The following is a 20,493-nucleotide window of genomic DNA, read 5'->3' on the forward strand; positions in this document are numbered from 1 at the left end:
TCACTTTATTTTTTTACTACTTCAATTTTAATTGGTGGCTCGGTTCGTTCTCTCAAACCAAGCGTATCTGCCCGCTTCGCAATCTCTGACTGTGTTGTTAATTTCATTAACTCCGCATTCAATGATTTATAATCCCACCCCAATTCTTTTACTTCTTTACCCAACTTATCGATCTTGCGCACTGTATTTTCTGCCAAATGCCTATTGGAAATGTATAACAATCCCAAAAAAGCAATAAAAGCTACGAAGGGTAGATTCTTTGTCACCAAATAGGTTGACAACTGCTTTGGATTAATGATCGAGCGCAAAAAATCCTGCGTCTGTTCGACCTTCTCCTCTACTGCATCGTTCATTTCTTCCTGAACTTCTTCGCTTAATTCTTGGTTTTTGATTGTATTTTTTGTCATCTCAAATTACCGATTAAGCTTCCTGTTCAATTTTTTCAGCCACGCGCAATTTTGCACTGCGTGCCCTGTTATTTTGTTCTATTTCTTCCGGCGAAGCCGAAATGGCTTTGCGAGAGATTACATGAAAAGGCTTGATTTCGTGACCGAAAAAATCTTTTTCGACATCGCCACGGAATTTCCCCTTCTGCATAAAATTCTTCACCAAACGGTCTTCCAAAGAATGATAAGACATAATCACCAAGCGTCCTTCAGGTTTTAATACAGCAATGGTCTGCAACAGAAATTCCTGCAAAGCTTCCAACTCTTGATTAACTTCAATGCGCAATGCCTGAAAAAGCTGCGCATGGTACTTATGTTCTTTTCCTCTTGGAACTAATTTCTGTATCGTTTCCTTTAAGCCGGAAATGGTATCAAACTCTTTAGTCAATCTTGCAGTGACAATTGCTTTCGCTAACGATTTTGCATTTTGGATCTCGCCATACATTCCAAAGATGCGATGCAAATCTTCTTCAGAATATGTATTTAAGATCTGCTTGGCATCTAGATCCGAAACTTGATCCATACGCATATCCAAGCTTGCGTCAAACCGTGTCGAGAATCCTCTTTCCGCCGCATCAAATTGATGGGATGAAACACCCAAATCACCTAAAATTCCGTCAACCGATTTAATGCCTAAAAGGCGCAGGTTATTTTTTAAAAACTTGAAATTGTGGTGAACCAATATAAAGCGAGGATCGTCAATCGCGTTTTCCAGTGCATCAGGATCTTGATCAAAAGCAATCAACCTTCCGTTTGGACCCAATTGCTTTAAAATTTCACGAGAATGGCCGCCTCCGCCAAAAGTGACATCGACATACGTGCCATCCGGATGGATATTTAATCCTTCCATGCATTCCTGCAACATTACGGGAACATGGTAAACCAAATTAGTCATTGCTTCCTCCCTCAAAATCAAATCCACCCATTACTTTCTCTGCTAAATCAGCGAAGTCCTCTTCAGAAATATCGCCAACAATTTTTTCATATGCTTCCTTAGACCACACTTCAATTTTATCAAATTGACAAGCCAAGACTAATTCATTTCCAACTCCCGCATATTCGACCAATGTTTTCGGTAGCAAAACACGACCCGCCGCATCCAAACTCAATTCCGTAGCGCCACGCATAAACTGACGGATGAAATTCCTGTTCTCTGCTTTGTACTGATTCAATTTAGCCAACTGCGCCATCTTCTTGTTCCATTCCTCACGTGTATAAATCACTAAATTCTTTTCGAAGCCACGATTCACAACAAGCCCCTCACGCTCCACATCAGGCAATTGCCTTTTGAGCGCTGCAGGAACCACCAATCTACCTTTGGCGTCAAGCTTGCATTCGTATTCTCCGATCAGTTGAATCATTTGTCTACTCGAGTAATCTAAATAATATGTAAAACTAAACACTTTCCCCCACTTTCCCCCACAACACGACACAAAAAAGTTTTCCACATAGCAAATTCGCTACAAAAGTGGATTTAACATATCATTAACACAGATTTTAAACTTTAAAGAAAATTCATTAATACCGTAACAGCACTGATTATCACGGCTCTTTTAAATTAAAAATTCGAAATTACATCCAAAAAACGCAAAAAGTGGGACGTTGTGGTAGACTGAAATTAGGCTTCGATTCTATTCTTTATTGTGGCAAAAAACCAATAATTTTGCAGTTCAATAAATTAGTAGATAATGCATAGAACGCATACGTGTGGTGAACTTACCCTATCCAATTTGGGTGAACAAGTTATTTTAAGTGGTTGGGTCCAAAAATCCCGTGATTTAGGTGGAATGACTTTCGTGGATGTACGAGATCGTTATGGAATTACACAATTAACTTTTAACTCGGATGATGATGAATCGCTAAGAGCACAAGCACGTGAATTAGGAAGAGAGTTTGTGATTAAAGTTGCAGGTACTGTTATTGAACGTTCAAGCAAAAACCCTAAAATTCCGACAGGAGAAATCGAAATCAAAGTTTCTTCATTGGAAATTTTAAATAAATCCAAATTGCCACCTTTCACGATTGAAGACGAAACGGATGGCGGTGAAGATATCCGAATGAAATACCGCTATTTGGATTTGCGCAGAAATTCCGTGCGCGAAAATCTTGTTTTGCGCCATAAAATGGCACAAGAAATCCGCAAATATTTAGACAGCCAAGATTTCTTGGAAGTAGAAACTCCGGTGCTGATTAAATCGACTCCAGAAGGTGCGCGTGACTTTGTTGTTCCGAGCAGGATGAATCCAGGAGAATTTTACGCTTTGCCACAATCTCCGCAAACATTTAAACAATTGCTGATGGTGTCGGGATTTGACCGTTATTTTCAGATTGTAAAATGTTTTCGTGATGAGGATCTACGTGCAGACCGTCAGCCTGAGTTTACGCAAATCGATTGCGAAATGGCTTTTGTTGAGCAAGAAGATATCTTAAATACGTTTGAAGGACTGACGAAACATTTATTCAAACATGTCAAAGAAATCGATTTGGGCGAAGTTCCGCGCATGACTTATGCAGACGCGATGCGTTTGTACGGTTCGGACAAACCGGATACTCGTTTTGGCATGCAGTTCGTAGAATTGAACGACATTGTCAAAGGACACGGTTTTCCTGTCTTCGACAATGCAGAATTGGTGGTTGGTATTAACGCAAAAAATTCTGCATCATACACCCGCAAGCAATTGGATGCTTTGACTGATTATGTTAAACGTCCACAGATTGGCGCGACTGGTTTAATTTATGCGCGTGTAAACGAAGATGGTTCTGTTAAATCTTCGGTAGATAAATTTTACTCAGAAGAACAATTGCAAAAATGGTCGGAAGCATTTGGCGCAGAAAAAGGCGATTTGCTATTGATTATGGCTGGCACGACTGAAAAAGTTCGCAAACAACTAAACGAACTTCGTTTGTATGTTGCTCAAGAATTGGGATTGCGTGATAAACAAAAGTTCTCTCCGCTTTGGGTCATTGATTTTCCTTTATTGGAATGGGATGAAGATTCGGAAAGATACCATGCCATGCATCATCCATTCACTTCACCAAAACCCGAGGACATTGCTTTATTGGATTCTAAACCTGGAGAAGTTCGTGCAAATGCATACGATTTAGTCATCAATGGTGTGGAAATCGGCGGTGGTTCGATTCGTATCCACGACCGTGACTTGCAGTCATTGATGTTCAAACATTTGGGATTTTCGCCCGAAGAGGCGCAGAAGCAATTTGGTTTCTTAATGGAAGCGTTTACTTACGGAGCTCCTCCGCATGGTGGATTGGCTTTTGGATTCGACCGTTTGGTTTCCATTTTTGCGGGACTTGATTCTATCCGTGACGTAATTGCATTTCCTAAAAATAATTCAGGACGTGATGTGATGATTGACTCGCCTTCGAGCATTGCGACAGCACAATTGGAAGAGTTAAGTTTAGCCTTAGATGTTAAAAAGAAAAACAGCAATTAATTACTGCGAAACAATACTACAAAATTAACGTTATCTTTATAGTTGGCTAACATTCGCCAACTATTTTATTTTAATAAGCAGACGAAGGGTATTTAAATGGCGCAAACATTAGCAGACCAATTTTTGAAAGTGAGCTCGGACAAATCATTTGATTTGGCGCATCGAAAGATTATTCAGAATAATTTAGACAAGTATGATGTTGCATTCGCCAAAGGCAAAAGCAAATTTTTCAATCTTGCAAACTCAAAAATTAAAGCTAATCTGACGAAATGGAAAGCTATTGAAAACCTAGATCGTTATTTATTGGATTTTGAATCCAACTTTATCAAGCGTGGAGGAAAAGTAATTTGGGCAAATGATGCAGAAGAAGCGCGCCAAGAAATTGCCAAAATCATTGCACATCATGGCGTAAAAAATGTCGTGAAATCCAAATCGATGGCAACTGAAGAAATTGATTTAAATCATTTTCTGAAAAGCAAAAATATTGATTCGATAGAAACTGATTTGGGTGAGTTCATTATACAATTGCTGGACCAAAAGCCTTATCATTTTGTGACTCCAGCGATGCATCTCAGTCTGGAAGAAATTGCCAAATTATTTCATGAAAAATTCGGAACGCCCCTAGAAGCTTCAGCCGAAGAAATCACCTTAAAAGCACGCGAACTTCTACGTGCAAAATATGCACAAGCAGAACTGGGAATTACGGGCGCCAACTTTCTGATTTCGGATACTGGAAGCATCGCCATCACTGAAAATGAAGGGAATGCGCGCTTAACGACAAGTTTCCCAAAAATCCATGTCGCCGTCGTAGGGATAGAAAAAATCATTCCTTCTTTGGCAGATTTGGATTTATTCTGGCCTTTATTGGCTTCTCATGGAACAGGCCAAAACCTGACCGTTTACAATACGATTTTGAGCGGGCCACGTTCCGCGAATGAAATCGATGGTCCCGAAGAAATGTATGTAGTCTTATTGGATAATGGTCGTACAAATTTATTGGCTCAAAAGGAACAGCGCCAGAGTTTGTACTGTATTCGCTGTGGTGCATGTTTGAATGTATGTCCGGTTTACCAAAATATTGGTGGCCATTCCTATGAAACGACCTATCAAGGACCGATTGGCTCCGTAATTTCTCCGCATTTGGCGGGTATGCAGGAGTTCAAGCATTTAAGCTACGCATCGTCACTTTGTGGGAAATGTACAGAAGTGTGTCCTGTCGGAATAGATATCCACAAATTATTGTTGCTCAATCGTCGGGACGCTGTTCAAGAAAATTTAACGACTCCATCAGAGAAAAAACTTTGGAAAGGATTTACTTATGCCATTCAGCGAAGAAAGTTAATTGACTTTTTCGGCGGGAAAACAAAGAATTTCTTTTTGAAAACTGTTTTCAAAACTAGCTGGGGAACACATCGCGATTTGCCTAAATTAGCGGATAAATCTTTTGCGAAGCAATGGAAAGAGCGGGAGGAGTAGAATTGAGATGTGAGATGTGAGATGTGAGATTTTAGTATATAGTATTTAGTATATAGATTGGGTGTGATTTGAGATTGGAGATCGAAAAAATCAGAGCTCACCAATAACCCCCAGAAAGGTTTTTGAATTTTTACTTTTTAATTTTTAATTTTCCTCTGTGTCTTCTGTGGTCCTTCACACTGAAACTCTTTCCACTTTTTTGAATTTTTAATTTTTACTTTTGAATTTTTTAATTTTTACTTAGAAGAAAAAGTTCCTTCGGGCACGTAAAACAATTCCAGCTCTTTTTTATCCTTAATCTCAAGACAACCGCCGTCTTTTAATAAGGTAATCCTAGTACTCACTTCCAAGACATTTTGATAATCATGGTCCGAGATAATAAAACCTTTATCGGATTTATGAGATAGGATTAATTCTTGAATCGCTTCGACATACAAAGGTTCGATTTCTGAAAATGGTTCATCTAGCAATAAATAGCTAGCCTTTTGATGGATTAGCAATAAGATTTCTAAATATCTTCGTTCACCGCCCGAAAGCTCATACACCTTTTGGTCTTTGAGCATGTTGATCCGTTTATCATTTAAAACAAGCGTTCGCTTTTCTTTATCCGAAAACATCGCTTCGACTATTGTACTGACCCGTTCTGCTGTTGGCAAATAACTTGCCTGTGGCAAATAGACAACTTCTCGTGTTGTAAATGCTTGCTTGGTTGATTTCCCATTAATTTTGATAAACGCATATTTTGGCTTCAATGATCCGAAAATAATTTTCATCAGCGTCGATTTTCCTGTGCCATTTCTCCCCAACAAACCGATTACCTCACCGATTTTACAGGACAGGTAAACGCCAGTCAACAATTGAAAACGATCATTATAGGAAAATTGTATAGAGTCTACATAAAGTTCATTTTCCATAAAGAGGTCAAAAAATAAAAAAATAAACCGACTATTAAATTTGGTAGAAATAATACAGAGAACAATTTCACATCTCGTATCCCTAGATTTAAGTACATGTATTTAGAATTTCTATTGAATAATTTAGCTAGAAAGAAACTGCACAAAAATCCTATTGTCGAAAAGATTGCAGAAAAACTTAAACCCACATTTCCACTGGAAGGAGCGAGCACAACTATGGCAATAGATAGAGCGAAGTTAATCCAGAAAATATTTTTATAAAAAAATAAATAGATGTTCAATTGTTCAAAATTTATGTCTTAAGTTAAGAATTTTATAGAAAAATTCATTCATAAAAAACATAATTTACAAACATAAAACCCCTAGACAGCATTTTTGAAATATGGCTGTAAAGGGATTTTTAGTTTGTCACAATTTATTTCAGTGTCAATTGCTCGCTCTGCGTTATGGATTTAGCATTTTCCGCTAAGCGGATAAACTCCGCACGATAGCCCTCCTCATCTTTGCCTTTAGCCTCTTTAGCCCGTTTGATCAACGAATCGTAATTTGAATTTTGTTTGAAATCAGAATCGCGCAACAGCATTCCCAATTCAGCGACAGCTGTGGCAAATTGAAAATCTTGTGAGATTTGATCAAAAGATTTTACTTTGTTCTCAACCACCAACGACTGCAATTGGCTCTTGTCGTCCTCAGGATTTTTGTAGCGGAATTTAATAGTCGCAATTTCTGTGGCATTATCAGAAGGTTTAACCTTCTTGTTTTCCTGATATTTTAAATCATCCACAAGACCGACTGCCGAACTTTTGACGCCTACAGGAACTATTTCATACAAAGCCGTAACCACATGGCCAACGCCCATATCGCCACCCATTTTTGCATCATTATTAAAATCTTCTGCATCCAGCAATCGATTCTCATACCCAACTAAGCGATACGCTTGAACTGTCCCTGGATTAAATTCAACCTGAATTTTCACATCTTTAGCAACTGTAAACAAGGTAGCGCCAAATTCTGTCACCATCGCTTTTCTTGCTTCCGAAATGTTATCGATATAAGCATAATTCCCATGTCCTTTATTCGCCAAAATCTCCATTTTGCTATCTTTCAGATTGCCCATTCCGAATCCCAAAACAGTCAACGAAATCCCTGATTTGCTTTCTGTGCCAATCAAACTTTCCATTTCTTTGTCGCTCGAAACACCCACATTAAAATCACCATCGCTGGCCATGATAATCCGGTTGTTTCCTGATTGAATAAAATTTTGGCGAGCTAGTGCATAAGCCATTTTCAAACCTGCACCTCCCGCGGTAGACCCTCCAGCTTCCAATTCGTCGATAGCTAATTTGATTTTCATTTTCTGATCGCCAGACGTACTTTCTAATTTAATACCTGCTGAGCCTGCATAGGTTACAATCGAAACTTTATCCGTTGGCCTCAATTGGTCAACCAACATTTTCAAAGATGATTTTACCAAAGGTAATCTATTCTCTCCGAACATCGAACCTGACACATCGATTAAAAAAACCAAGTTAGAAGAAGCTAAATTTTCCTTTGGAATATCTTTGGCTTTCAGCGCGATGCGCAATAATTGATGGTCTTTATTCCAGGGCGAACTGGTAAGTTCTGAGTAAATGCGTACTGGGTCGCCATTGGTAGGAGCATCTAAGGCATAATGGAAATAATTGATCATCTCTTCGACACGAACAGCATCTTTTTCAGGCAGACGGCCGGCATTCAACATTCTCCGAATGTTGCTATACGAGGCTGCATCTACATCTGCCGCAAAAGTGGACAGTGGATCTTTGCTCGGCGATAAAAACTTATTTTCTTTAACGGACGCATAGGATTCCGAATTTCCTGGAGGAGCATAGCCGACTGAAGCCATACCTCTAATCTGAACGGCACTTCCAGTAATATTTCTTTTTGCTGCCGTACCGTATGCTACTACAGATACCTCTTCGATATGACGAACTTCTGGATTCAATTGCACATCGATTTTATTCATTTTTCCGACTTTTACTTCTTTGATTTCATAACCAAGGAAAATAAAACTCAGCTTATCTCCCGAAATAGCTTCTATGGAGTAACCTCCCACACTATCGGTCAATACTTGGTGAGACTTGCCTCCTACTTTGACAAGAACGCCTGATATAGGTTGGTTTGAATCTTTGGCGGTCACCACGCCTGTGATCAAATTTTGCCCTTGCGTATTTCCTACTATAGAAAATAACAAGATGATTAAAGAGAATATTTTCATGTCGTACATTTTTGTCAAGGGATGCAGGATTTTTTAAATTTCCATAAGCAAGAAAAAAAAATTATTTTCACGGCTGAAGATGACTAAATCAAATCCAAAATATGCTTCTTTAACCGATGAAAATCTGTTAGCGAATTATCGTGAAAACGATGATTTGGTTTATTTGGGAGAATTGTATCAGCGTCATTCTGAAATGGTTTACTATGTTTGCTTGCGTTATTTTCAAGACAGTGAGAATAGCAAAGATGCTGTGATGCAAATTTTCGAAGAGCTTATGCGTAAAGTCAATAAGCAAGAAATCAATGATTTTCCGCGTTGGCTATATGTAGTTGCTAAGAATTTTTGTTTGATGCAGTTGCGATCGAAAAAAAATATTTCCACAACTTCTTTGGATGAATTTGTGAAATTTCCATATGATTTGCATCCTTCGGAAAATTCTGAAGAAAAAGAGGAGCAATTGACGGCTATGGAACAGTGTTTGGATAAATTACCAGAGAAACAGAAAGCATCAATAGATTTGTTTTTCCTTCAGGAGAAATGTTATCAAGACATAAGCATACAGACGGGTTACAGCATGAAGGAAGTGAAAAGCTTCATTCAAAATGGAAAGCGAAATTTAAAAATTTGCATGGAAAAACAGGATGAGCAACGGTAAGTACGATATTGATTATCTAAGAAAATATCATCGTGGCGAATTAACGTCAAGGGAGATGTTCCTGCTTGAAAAAGAAGCGGAGAGCGACCCTATGCTTATGGATATGCTGTTGGGAATGGAAAGCGAATCGCCTAAACAGCATAAAGAAGATTTAGCAAAGCTTAAGGACTTAATAAACAAGCGCACCGCACCTCAACGAGAAAAACGAATTATCAATTGGAAACTCATATCCATAGCCGCATCACTTGTGGTTTTAATGAGTATCTCCTATTTTTTATTGAGAGACAACTTAAAGGAAACATCGATCATTGCGCAAGCACCTGTACAAAACAGAATACCGGAACCTTCGATCGTTCCAATTGAAACAGACACAATCGGCGAAGAAATATTTCTGAGCGATTCAAATCGCATCGCACAAGCTCCTAGAAGACCGATTCGGAAACCTGGAAGAGCGGAAGAATTATATACTGAAAAAATAGAACAGCAAAATGCGGAAATCCGAGAAATGCTGTATAAACGCTTAGATTCTTCCAGAAACCGAGCGGCTAGACTGGCGGACAAACCGAAATCTTCCAGTTCTCCTCTACGAGGTGAAGAAATTGCTTCAATTAATTCGACTCAAAAAAGCAACCAAATCAGTATTCGCGGAGTATCGTCTTTACAAAATAAAAACATTATCGGCGGTGTGATTTTAGATGGGGAGAACGGGCTTCCTATTCCTTCGGCAATCATTAAAAATTTGGATGACAACACCATCACGGTATCAGATTCTTTAGGACGATTTATTGTGCAGACAAATAAAAATCAGCCTAAACTAGAAGCCAAAGCGATTGGTTTTGAAACACAAAACCTGATTGCCAGCAATGACTACAATTCGATCAGGTTAAGGCCTTCTAATAATCAAATCGACGAAGTTGTAGTGGTGGCTTATGGTGCCAAGGCGAAAAAAGCAGTGACAGGATCTGTCTCAAAAATTGCTTCACCGCCTTCGCGGAATGTTGTTTCAGAACCCGCAGCAGGATGGCCTTCGTATCGGAATTACATTAATGAAGCAACCAAGCTAGCAAGGGTTTCAAAAACTGAAGTTTATGTATTGTTTGACATTGATGAACATGGACGCCCTAAAAACATTCGCATCAATCAGTCTGGTGGTCCGATTGCTGACCAGAAAGCAGTAGACATCATCCGGAACGGCCCAGATTGGAGACGCGGAAGCAGCGGCAAAGGTGTAGAATTGAAATTGGACTTTGACAGATAGTGCAGTTCAAATTTTAGTTGATTTCGAAAGTCGCTAACAGAGCTTTATGATCCGTAGGCCAAACGGCTTTGGGTACCAAAAATTGATCCTGACTATCTCTATCTTGTTTTTTCGCACGGACAACGGTTTCGACAGGCCCTACAACATGCACATCTTTTACCTGAATCGACGGATTTTGTAAATAATAAATATAATCTATGCGATCGCGTTCGTCTACATCCGGTGCCCAAGTCAGTTTGTTGATATCAACATCTTTGTTGTAAGAAGGAAATGTAAATCCCGGATGCGTGACCGGATTTGGAAAGCGGACACGAAATGCGTCCAAAAACCCTGCATCATAAAGCATAACCGAGCAATGCCAAGGAATAACAGTTCCTCGATGGTCAAACAAATCTTTTGTAGCTTCTGTCCAATCCAAATGAGAAGGTTCGTTAAAATCGCCTGCAAGAATGATTAGTTGATTTTTTGACTCCTTTTCTACATCTGAAATGACTGCGGCGATTGCTTCGTCTCGTTGAGATAATTTATTGGCGGTCAATACTTCTTCATTATTGTTTATTGGTGCGGGCAATTTTTTCCAAGTCACACCATCATAGCCTCTAGGCAAGTAACATGCGTAATTTGTATAATCCAAATGGGCGGAATAAAAAATAAAGTCACGGCCTTTGATCGAAATCTTAGTTTTGGAAACCGCGGGTAATTCATTCTTTTCTTGCTCAACGTCAGGAAATTTTAATGGATATTTGGATATAAGGCCTACGTCTAAATTTTCATTATTTCCTTTGCCATAATAAGTTGCACCATTGGCTTTTAGAACCTGAATAATCTGGCGGATAAAACCCGTATCCGTTCTGTGTTTGATTTCGCTAAAAAGTACAATGTCTGGATCTTTGTCAATAATTTCTTCGGCAATAACTTGCAAACCATTTGGAACTTGTGTTCCTTCATGCCAGATATTGATCTGAAAAACTTTTAAATCAAATTTTTGTTGCTGCGCAATCGCTGCTGAAAAACAGAAAAGCACACAGCTGATCGAAAGCACTATTTTGCGGTGTAGGAATTGCATACGGTTTAAAATTTTTAGTAATCAGAAATCAAGGACATGCTACGAAATTTAAAAAACAACGTTCTTCCAAATCGCTTTATCTTTTTTGCTCAAATCAATCACATAGCCATTCACAATGGCATATTTCAGTTGCCCCGACTCATCTCCCAAGAAGAAATTTGCGGTTCCGCCTAAAGTAATTTCCGTTGTTGGAAAAAATTGATTTTGCGTAAAAAAGAGCAATGGCAACTGATGCAATTTATTTTCTTTGCTCGGGCCAACTTGTTTTACTTTGACAGCCATAAATCCTTTTCTCAATAAGTCCAACGATTGGTCGATGGTTAAATTCTGTGCTGAATCCACGATTTGAGGAGAAACTTTAGCGACAATCAATTTCAAACCCGTGCCGTCCACTTCGTCATAGCCATAATTGTCTTCCATGTCCCCTAAGTCTTCAATTCTTCCGCGGACAAAATAATCGGTATTGATCGTGAATTCCGAACGTCGGATACCCACATCCGTTCTCAATGGAATCGAATCCGAACCTATCTCCACATTGCGAATCACGACATCATGCAATTGCGAAGCATTAAAAGGGATCGCATTGTAATCTTCCGCATCGTATTTTTGGTAACTGCCTTCGGCAATTTCAATCAGCGCATTGAGAATGATTGCAAAATTTAAGCGCCGGATTTCCTGCTTTTCAGGATCGCCTTTCAATCCTCCAGATTCAATCAGCACCGTGCTTGCACCTAGCATTTGAAAATTATCTCCAAAACCTCTCGGCGAAAATGTATCATCGTATTTCGCAACTGCATCCGGCACATATTGTTGCAAGATTCTATTCATTCCTACGATAATTTTCATTGCGCCTCCGCGCACATCATTGACATCGCGCTCTTCATTAAATGCGGGAGCCAACAATGAAATGGTTACCGGATTTTTTGTTTCTGGAACGTTGTAATAAATATTCTGATCGTGAAGGTTAAATCCATATTGTGGTTTGACCGCTTCTGCCCTATCGCGCAGCAACTTGCCTTCAATCGTTTGGCGCTTGCGTCCATCACGGTTCAGATCGATACTTTGGGCATTTCTGCGGTTATAAATTTCTGCTCCATCTGGATTGAGCATCGGAATAAAATGCAGTTCCAGCTTTTCTTTCAACAGATCTCGGACAGCCTGAAATTCGTCATTCTCCCCTTCTAAAAAATTGAACAAATCGAATAATGCCATTGTCGCGGTAGGCTCATCGCCATGCATCTGCGACCAAAGCATTACTTTCTTATCTCCTGTACCAAAAGTCACTTCATTGATTGAACGTCCTTGAACAGAATTCCCGATCTGCGTTACGGTCAATACATTTTTCTGCGCATGCGTTTTTAACAAGGCCTCGATGGTCTGGTGCTTAAAACGGCGATGATAAAGCTCTTTCTCTTTATACTGTTCGAAAGCTTCGTTAAGCTGTGTCGTATCTAAAGAATGAGCAGAAGAAAATTCTTGAGTAGAATCTTTGGAACTATTGCACATGGAAAATGAAATAATGGAAAATAAGAGAACTGTCAATTTCATAGAACTAAGATACTGTTTTTAACTAACTCAATTACATGCAGAAATAGCCAATGCCGTTAACTATCGATTAAAAAGCAAGCGATGCCCCGTGCCTACTTCAATGATTTTCCCATCTGAATATGCCAAGTTCCCAGAAACGAAGGTGTGTTCGATCGTTGACGAAAATTGATGGCCTTCAAAAGGTGACCAGCCACATTTTGACAAAATGCATTCTTTTGTAACATCAAAAGGCTTATTCAAGTCTACCAAGACCAAATCAGCCCAATAGCCTTCGCGAATAAATCCGCGCTGTTCGATTTGAAAACAAATTGCCGTATTGTGTGCCGTTTTTTGAACGACCTGCTCTAAGGTTAATTTTCCTTGTTTGACCATATCCAACAAAGCTTGTAAAGCAAATTGAACCAAAGGGCCTCCTGAGGGTGCTTGTAAGTAAGGCTGTGATTTTTCTTCGAACGTATGTGGCGCATGGTCCGTTGCGATGACATCGATATGCCCATCCAAAACCGCCTCTAAAATCTGTTCGCGATCATTTGCGGTTTTAACAGCTGGATTCCATTTAATGAAATTCCCTTTGGTTTTGTAATCTTCGTCCGAAAACCATAAATGATGGATACAAGCTTCCGATGTGATGCGTTTCTGCTCAAGAGGAATATTATTTTGGAACAACGCCGTTTCTCTTCCCGTAGAAATATGAAGAATATGTAATCTCGTGTTGTTTTTCTTAGCTAATTCAACTGCTTTTGAGGAAGACAAATAACATGCCTCTGCTGAACGAATCAAGGGATGCATTTCAATCGTGACATCATCGCCATATTTCTCTTTGTAGGCAGCAAGGTTGCGCTGAATGGTCGCTTCATCTTCACAATGCGTCGCAATCAAGGTCGGCGCATTCTTAAATATAGCTTCCAATGCTTGCTCATTATCCACCAACATATTGCCAGTCGACGAACCCATAAAGATCTTTATGCCGCAGACATCACGCGGATTCGTTTTTAGGACTTCGTCCAAATTATCATTTCCGGCACCCATAAAAAATGAATAATTCGCCAATGAAGTATCCTGAGCGATGTCATATTTATCTTGTAATAATTTTTGAGTCAATGCATTCGGAACCGTGTTTGGCATTTCCATAAAGGATGTTGTTCCTCCAGCTACCGCTGCGCGTGATTCTGAAAAAATATTGGCTTTATGCGTCAATCCCGGTTCTCTAAAATGTACTTGATCGTCAATCAAGCCTGGAAAAAGGTGCAATCCTGTAGCATCGATTACCTGATCCGCTGTAGCATCTATTGATGGTTCAATTTTCTCTATCCGGCCATTTTTGATAAAAACATCTAGATTTTTGATTTCGTTTTCGTTGACAACTTGGGCATTTTTTATGAGGATTGTAGACATACAGCTTATTTTTTAAACAAATATAGCAATAAGAAAAAATTATCCCCTTTAATTCTATAATTGAATCAAATGTTTATCGTAATTTGTGCTTAGATTATATTGCCATGCAAAATAGACAAATTAGCAACACTGCCATCAATCAAATTATGTTGATTGTTATTATCATCTTGATTTGCTTATTAGTTTTCAAAAATTTAACCTACTATCTGCCCGGTTTTTTAGGAGCCATTACACTCTATGTATTGTTCCGAAATAGTTACTTCAAACTGACGGAGCAGAAGGGCATGAAAAAATCACTGGCGAGCCTGCTGATTATTATTTCATCCTTGGTATTTATTGTGTTGCCCCTATGGGCTTTGATCGATTATTTGATCCCTCAACTAACTTCGTTTTTCGCGAACAAAGATGTCATCATCACGAAATTTAATTCGATTAAAGAATACATGAGTGACAAACCAGTATTGAAGGAAATTGACATGTCTGATTCTGCCTTGTTGCAAATTGTTTCAAGCTTAACGAAATATGTTCCGAGCATCATTAATTCGGTTGCCGAAGTCGCTATCAATATCATCGTTGCTTTATTTGTGCTGTATTTTATGCAGGTTCATGGACGTGCGATGGAAAGCTACATTGCGGGAATGATTCCATTCTCCAAACAAAGCAAACAAGAATTGTGGTCAGAATTTTTTATGATGGTTCGCTCCAATGCGATTGGAATCCCAATTTTAGGGGCTGTACAGGGAGTTGTTGCCATTATCGGCTATTGGATTTTCGGAGTCGAAAATTACGTTTTTTGGGGAATATTGACAGGAGCCGCATCCATTATTCCTATCCTTGGCACGATGGCTGTCTGGGTTCCGATATCTATTATTGTTCTTTCTTCCGGCGAAACCGCCAATGCCATTGGTCTGATGCTGTATTGCTTTATTTTGGTTGGAGGAATTGATAACGTGTTACGTTTTACCTTGTTAAAACAGTTGGGTGATGTACCGCCACTGATTACGGTATTCGGGGTTTTATTTGGATTAAATGTCTTCGGAATGTTGGGCTTAATCTTTGGTCCGCTTATTCTATCATCGATTGGATTATTGATCAAAGTGTACCGCAATGAGTATGGAACCTCGAAAACTCCACCGATAATCACGGCATCCTCGACTGATGTAGATCCATCCGCGGGATCGATTATTGAGAAATAAGATGCTGCGCAATTTCGAACAATTATTGGAAAGCAGGATTTAAATATTTTTTTTATCAAAAATTAACTTCATTTATATTTCAAAAAATGAATAGCTTAGTAATGGAATTGGATTACATATGCTAGAAGAAAAATACAAATCAGGGGCTGCAATTTACGGGGACGATTTTACGATCAGTCAGATTCAAGAGTGGTATGAACAAGAAGAGGAAGCCTATGCGGATTTAGGAAGCAAAGACTCCGAAAAATATGCTTATGGTTATCATCAGCTCAATTTGCAGCACGGCTTCAGGTATCTCCCAGATACAGCCTTGGAGAATGTATTGGGCCTTGGGGCAGCTTGGGGGCATGAATTTTTCCCGATAGCCGATAGGATTACCAATCTGCATATCATTGAGCCTTCAGAAAACTTGCGTTCTGAAAAAATCAAGAACCTGACGCCGATTTATAAAAAGCCTTCGATCGAAGGAGCGATTGATTATCCCTCCGATTACTTTGATTTGGTAACCTGTTTTGGAACCATCCATCATATTCCAAATGTATCTTTTGTTTTAAGCGAATTATGCCGAGTGGCCAAACCGGGAGGCTATATTTTACTTCGAGAACCTGTTGTTTCTATGGGCGACTGGACAAAGCGCAGAGCAGGTCTGACAAAAAACGAACGTGGCATTCCATTGAATAAACTACAGTCCATTTTTAAGGAGCTTGATGTTGAAATTGTGCATGAAGGATTGTGTTTCTGTATGACGCCTTTCTTGCAACGCATATGGAAAAAATTCTCCAGCACGCCTATTTATTCATACAAAAGCTATATACTTTTTGATAAATGGCTATCTAAGTTATTTGCTAACAACTTGCATTATCACGCCACAAAAAAATCCGAACGCATTGCGCCGCAAAGCGTGTATTATGTGTTGAGGAAGAAGTAGGAATTGAGCAAAGTTAATCGTATCGATATTTTAGTTCGTCCAGAGACGCTATGGCTCCTCTAGCATCCTCGCTGTAAAAAATTACCATTTTTCTTCTGAATAATAAACCTGTTCGATCTTCCGAAGCAACGGACCAAACGCAGGAATGTTTTAGCAATAGCCGTCCTATTGAGCTGCTCTTAGACAATTCAGGTCTTCGACAAAGGGAATTGTAAAATTGATAGACTTTGTTTTGTAAAACAGAACTTATTTGGGCTAATAGCAAGTTAAAAAATCTAAGAAGCCAAGTAACGCCACCTCAGTCAATTTTCAAGTTGTCTCTGATTTATACTCATCTCTACCCCAATTTTTAGCCTAAAGAATGATTTTTATGCAAAAATTTTAAAAGAATTTGCAAACAAATCAGTTTTGGTCGCTTAATCAAAAATGGAAGAGTATGTTGTTCATCTAACATAATCGTCTAACAATTAACCGGAATTTTTAAGAGGTTGAAGGTTTACATGTTAAAAAAATAAAGAATTTTAATTGAATAAATAAATAACCTAAATTAGCAGTAAGGGTTAAAGGCCTGCTTACAGGCGTTTTCTTCGTAGCTAAATACCAAATCAATAATTGCCAATGTCAAAAATCGTAAAATTAGAAATACAGAATTTCCGTTGTATCGAAAATTTCTCACTGAATTTTCCTCATGATCAAAATTTAATATGCCTTATTGGCCGTGGAGACAGTGGCAAAACAACAATATTGGAAGCGATTTCAGCAGTTCTATCATCAACATGGAACTTATCTTTCCACGATACTGATTTTTACAATGTGAACTATGATAACCCCATCCAAATTACCGCACATATTGTTGATATTCCAGTCAAACTGCTTTCGGACCACAAGTTTGGATTGAATATACGAGCATTCAACAAACAAAGCTTAGAAATTAGTGATGATATATTAGCTCTCGAAGATTCAGCCCAGTGGGGGCCGTTGTTATCCGTACGACTATCAGTCGATAAGCATTTGGAGCCGAACTTTCACATCATCAATGAACGCGGTCAGGACGATAAACCAATCTCTGCTGCGGAAAGAGCATTACTTAATTGTTATATGGTATCTGATAACATTGATAGGCATTTCTCTTGGAATAAGGGGAATCCATTATACTCTCTTTTAAAAAGCGCTGCACAACAGCCAGAGGATGCCGAAGAAAACAGTATCGTATTAGAATCTCTCCGATCTGCTAAAATTAAAATAGATGAGCATGGATTCGAAAAGCTTGTTGAAGTGACTGACATGGTAAAGGTACAAGCAGCGGGCCTAGGCTTAAACATCGAAAAAACTAGCACTACCCTCGATTTCAAAGAACTATCCATACGAGACAACCGGATCAGTCTGCATGATGATAAGATACCATTCCGATTAAAAGGTAAGGGGTCGAAAAGATTAGCCTCTCTAGCAATACAATCTATCTTAGTCAAAGATGGTGGAATAATGCTCGTTGATGAGATCGAACAAGGTTTGGAACCGGATCGCGCAAAACAGCTGATAAGGGAGCTAAGCGATAATGGTAAAGGACAAATCTTTATTACTACTCATTCTCGAGAAGTGATAACCGAGTTGAGTGTCGATTCGCTTATGTTAATATTAAAAGATAAAAGCAACTCTAGAACAGAGGGAAGAGATCTTTCTCATATAGAATCATTGCAGCGCGTTGTAAGAGCGTGTCCCGAAGCATTTTTTGCTAAGAAGATAATCGTTTGCGAAGGATCTACTGAGGTCGGAATTATGAGATCTTTGGATAAGTATAGAAAGCAGATTGGTAAGCAACAGATGTCTTTCGAGGATTGCGCTTATATCGACGGAGGCGGAAGCAGTTTTGTAGAGAGGGCTGAAATAATAAAAAAAGCAAACTTAAACCCAGTAATATTCTGTGATTCCGATGACCCCACAGTTAATCAAAAAAAAGAAGGCTTAAAAGCGTTTGGGATTGATTTGTTTGATTGTGATGTTGATAAATGTATCGAAGCTCAAGTATTCCAAGATTTACCTTGGGTGGCCATAAAGAAATTGATGCAGTACGCATTAGTTATTCATAAGAATAATGACCAAAACGCACTTGAAGCGTCAATCAAAACTCAATTCCCACAAGGCTTTCAGCTCGCTGAAAATTGGATAGACGAAGATACGCCTCAATTACGAACTGCGTTAGCCAAAGCATCTGTTAAAAAAGAGAAAGATTGGTTCAAAAGAATAGATCATGGAGAGTTATTAGGATCGACCATATTTGAGCATTTTGACCAAATAAATGAACACGCATTACTGAGGAAGAATTTTGAGGGTTTAATAAACTGGATAGATAACTAATGGATTATCAATCATTTGTTTCTGAACGTAAAGTGCTATTGGTTTCTCCGGCTGGGTATGGAAAAACTCATACCATAGTCGAAAGTCTAAAGTATACTCAGGGCACGCAGTTAATTTTGACACATACACACGCAGGTGTGGCTTCAATCAAAGAAAAAATCAAAGCTGAAAACATTTCAGCTAATCGATTTTATGTAGAAACCATAAGTAGCTTTTGTCAAAAATATGTTCAAAGCTTCTATGTTGGAAACGATGTTCCCAACCAAGAGGATAAACGCTTTCACTCATTTATTCTTGATAAAGCTTACACGCTATTTAAGTCGCATCTAATGCAACATATAGTCAAAAGTAGCTACACAGCTCTTTTTGTAGATGAATATCAAGACTGTACCAAAAAACAACATGAAATCATTATGGTATTGTCAAATCTATTTCCCACTAGAATTTTAGGAGATCCGTTACAAAGTATTTTTGATTTTAATGGTGATCTGGTTGATTTCGAAAAGGATTTACCAGATTTCACTGCATACCCAGAGTTGGATGTTCCAAATCGGTGGTATCGGAACGGTTACAATGTACTAGGTGATATTATTAAGGGATATCGCGAAAACCTGATTAATAGAGAGCCGATCCTACTTATAGAAGACATATCGAATGGTCTTCATATCATTCCAGTACGGGATGGAGATTTATTCTCTTTTAAAAGCAGTTACACAAACCCTCTTCGAGAAATCATTACGAATCGACGTAACGATCCAATTTTGGAGAGTCTGCTAATCCTAGTTCCTGAATATAAAGAAGAATTTTCTGGTGGATCAAGAAACCGTGGTATAATCTCAGAACGTGTTAGTTTTAAAAACAGAATAGACTTCGGTAATCAATTGACGCTTCTAGAGGCTATAGATGATCGATCCTTTTATAGCATAGCGCGTACAGCCGATGATGTTATCTCTGGAATACATAAGGCAAGAAAGAAAGTTAAGAAAGTGAAAGCCGATATCTTGCTTACTATTTTTAAGAAAACTGAAATTGACACATGGTTCTCAGAAGACGGTTTTAAGGCGAAGAGACAAGATTCAGATAAGGAGAAATCTTTAAAGGTACAACAGAAGTTTATTGCATTTTTTGAGGTGTCTAACGAATATAATTTATTAGCGCTGATAACGGAAGCGAAATCTCAATTTAAATTAAGACAAAAAAGAGAAGCAGTTTATAAAAACTTTTTGAATTCACTTAAGCAGGCTACATATGAGAATATTTCGGTCTACGAAGCTATGAAAATTAATAGAAATCATATAGGGAGAGTAGGTCGCAAAGTTCATGGGAAATGTATAGGGACAACACTTCTTACAAAAGGATTAGAGTTTGACACTGTTGTAATTCTTGATGCCCATAAATTTGATACTCCTGAGCACCTTTATGTCGCTTTATCACGTTGTTGTAAGAAGCTGATTATCTTCGCTAATGATCGACAGCTCAGTCCATATTAACGGACAGTCTCTATTATTATTTATTCCATCTATGCTAAGAACATATTAGAAAGTACT

At 38.6% G+C, this 20,493-nt stretch carries 17 protein-coding genes; 9 read left to right on the forward strand and 8 right to left on the reverse strand.

Features of this window, described 5'->3' with window-relative positions; translation table 11 throughout:
• Positions 1-5: 5 nt before the first annotated feature.
• The 3 genes from C4F49_RS06520 to mraZ are packed head-to-tail and all read right to left on the reverse strand — an operon-like array spanning position 6 to position 1,807.
• Positions 6-407 (reverse strand): FtsL-like putative cell division protein, encoded by a 402-nt coding sequence (locus C4F49_RS06520; RefSeq protein ID WP_196935069.1) that lies wholly within the window; start codon positions 405-407, stop codon positions 6-8.
• Between the two features lie 13 nt (positions 408-420).
• Positions 421-1,341 (reverse strand): 16S rRNA (cytosine(1402)-N(4))-methyltransferase RsmH, encoded by a 921-nt coding sequence (rsmH, locus tag C4F49_RS06525; RefSeq protein ID WP_196935070.1) that lies wholly within the window; start codon positions 1,339-1,341, stop codon positions 421-423.
• Positions 1,334-1,807, reverse strand: coding sequence for a division/cell wall cluster transcriptional repressor MraZ (mraZ, locus tag C4F49_RS06530; protein ID WP_196935071.1), 474 nt, complete (start codon positions 1,805-1,807; stop codon positions 1,334-1,336). The genes rsmH and mraZ overlap by 8 nt, the downstream gene beginning before the upstream one ends.
• Before the next feature lie 327 nt (positions 1,808-2,134).
• Between mraZ and aspS the strand changes: the two genes are divergently transcribed.
• Positions 2,135-3,898, forward strand: a complete 1,764-nt coding sequence (gene aspS / locus C4F49_RS06535) for an aspartate--tRNA ligase (protein WP_196935072.1) — start codon at positions 2,135-2,137, stop codon at positions 3,896-3,898.
• A 96-nt stretch (positions 3,899-3,994) separates the two neighbouring features.
• Complete coding sequence (locus tag C4F49_RS06540; protein ID WP_196935073.1) at positions 3,995-5,374, forward strand: LutB/LldF family L-lactate oxidation iron-sulfur protein; 1,380 nt, start codon at positions 3,995-3,997, stop codon at positions 5,372-5,374.
• 236 nt (positions 5,375-5,610) lie between these two features.
• Here C4F49_RS06540 and C4F49_RS06545 read toward each other — a convergent pair whose 3' ends face one another.
• Positions 5,611-6,288: an ATP-binding cassette domain-containing protein gene (locus C4F49_RS06545; protein ID WP_196935074.1), complete on the reverse strand. Its 678-nt coding sequence runs from the start codon at positions 6,286-6,288 to the stop codon at positions 5,611-5,613.
• Positions 6,289-6,384: 96 nt separating this feature from the next.
• On the opposite strand from C4F49_RS06545, the gene C4F49_RS06550 reads away from it, so the two are divergent.
• On the forward strand, positions 6,385-6,549 hold the full coding sequence (locus C4F49_RS06550; protein ID WP_196935075.1) for a hypothetical protein: 165 nt from the start codon (positions 6,385-6,387) through the stop codon (positions 6,547-6,549).
• A gap of 154 nt (positions 6,550-6,703) precedes the next feature.
• Here C4F49_RS06550 and C4F49_RS06555 read toward each other — a convergent pair whose 3' ends face one another.
• Complete coding sequence (locus C4F49_RS06555) at positions 6,704-8,545, reverse strand: YfbK domain-containing protein (protein ID WP_231388226.1); 1,842 nt, start codon at positions 8,543-8,545, stop codon at positions 6,704-6,706.
• A 79-nt stretch (positions 8,546-8,624) separates the two neighbouring features.
• Between C4F49_RS06555 and C4F49_RS06560 the strand changes: the two genes are divergently transcribed.
• A complete protein-coding gene (locus tag C4F49_RS06560; RefSeq protein ID WP_196935076.1) occupies positions 8,625-9,200 on the forward strand; it encodes an RNA polymerase sigma factor in 576 nt (191 codons plus the stop codon).
• Positions 9,187-10,458 (forward strand): energy transducer TonB, encoded by a 1,272-nt coding sequence (locus C4F49_RS06565; protein WP_196935077.1) that lies wholly within the window; start codon positions 9,187-9,189, stop codon positions 10,456-10,458. Before C4F49_RS06560 ends, C4F49_RS06565 begins: the two co-directional genes overlap by 14 nt.
• A gap of 13 nt (positions 10,459-10,471) precedes the next feature.
• On the opposite strand, the gene C4F49_RS06570 is transcribed toward C4F49_RS06565, so the two are convergent.
• From C4F49_RS06570 to C4F49_RS06580, 3 genes are read right to left on the reverse strand one after another with little or no spacing between them, the layout of a single operon-like run.
• Positions 10,472-11,524, reverse strand: coding sequence for an endonuclease/exonuclease/phosphatase family protein (locus C4F49_RS06570; RefSeq protein ID WP_196935078.1), 1,053 nt, complete (start codon positions 11,522-11,524; stop codon positions 10,472-10,474).
• A gap of 48 nt (positions 11,525-11,572) precedes the next feature.
• Positions 11,573-13,072 carry a M14 family zinc carboxypeptidase gene (locus C4F49_RS06575; RefSeq protein ID WP_196935079.1) on the reverse strand — a complete coding sequence of 500 codons (1,500 nt, stop codon included), beginning with the start codon at positions 13,070-13,072 and terminating at the stop codon, positions 11,573-11,575.
• Between the two features lie 60 nt (positions 13,073-13,132).
• Positions 13,133-14,467, reverse strand: a complete 1,335-nt coding sequence (locus C4F49_RS06580) for a dihydroorotase (RefSeq protein WP_196935080.1) — start codon at positions 14,465-14,467, stop codon at positions 13,133-13,135.
• A 104-nt stretch (positions 14,468-14,571) separates the two neighbouring features.
• On the opposite strand from C4F49_RS06580, the gene C4F49_RS06585 reads away from it, so the two are divergent.
• The 4 genes from C4F49_RS06585 (at position 14,572) to C4F49_RS06600 (ending at position 20,436) form a co-directional block, all read left to right on the forward strand.
• On the forward strand, positions 14,572-15,663 hold the full coding sequence (locus C4F49_RS06585; protein WP_196935081.1) for an AI-2E family transporter: 1,092 nt from the start codon (positions 14,572-14,574) through the stop codon (positions 15,661-15,663).
• 118 nt (positions 15,664-15,781) lie between these two features.
• On the forward strand, positions 15,782-16,591 hold the full coding sequence (locus tag C4F49_RS06590; protein WP_196935082.1) for a class I SAM-dependent methyltransferase: 810 nt from the start codon (positions 15,782-15,784) through the stop codon (positions 16,589-16,591).
• A gap of 618 nt (positions 16,592-17,209) precedes the next feature.
• Positions 17,210-18,946 carry an ATP-dependent nuclease gene (locus tag C4F49_RS06595; protein WP_196935083.1) on the forward strand — a complete coding sequence of 579 codons (1,737 nt, stop codon included), beginning with the start codon at positions 17,210-17,212 and terminating at the stop codon, positions 18,944-18,946.
• Positions 18,946-20,436: a UvrD-helicase domain-containing protein gene (locus tag C4F49_RS06600; RefSeq protein WP_196935084.1), complete on the forward strand. Its 1,491-nt coding sequence runs from the start codon at positions 18,946-18,948 to the stop codon at positions 20,434-20,436. Before C4F49_RS06595 ends, C4F49_RS06600 begins: the two co-directional genes overlap by 1 nt.
• Positions 20,437-20,493 lie beyond the last annotated feature (57 nt).

The sequence above is a fragment of the Sphingobacterium hungaricum genome (assembly GCF_015210005.1).
In the GTDB taxonomy this organism is placed as follows: Bacteria; Bacteroidota; Bacteroidia; order Sphingobacteriales; family Sphingobacteriaceae; genus Sphingobacterium; species Sphingobacterium hungaricum.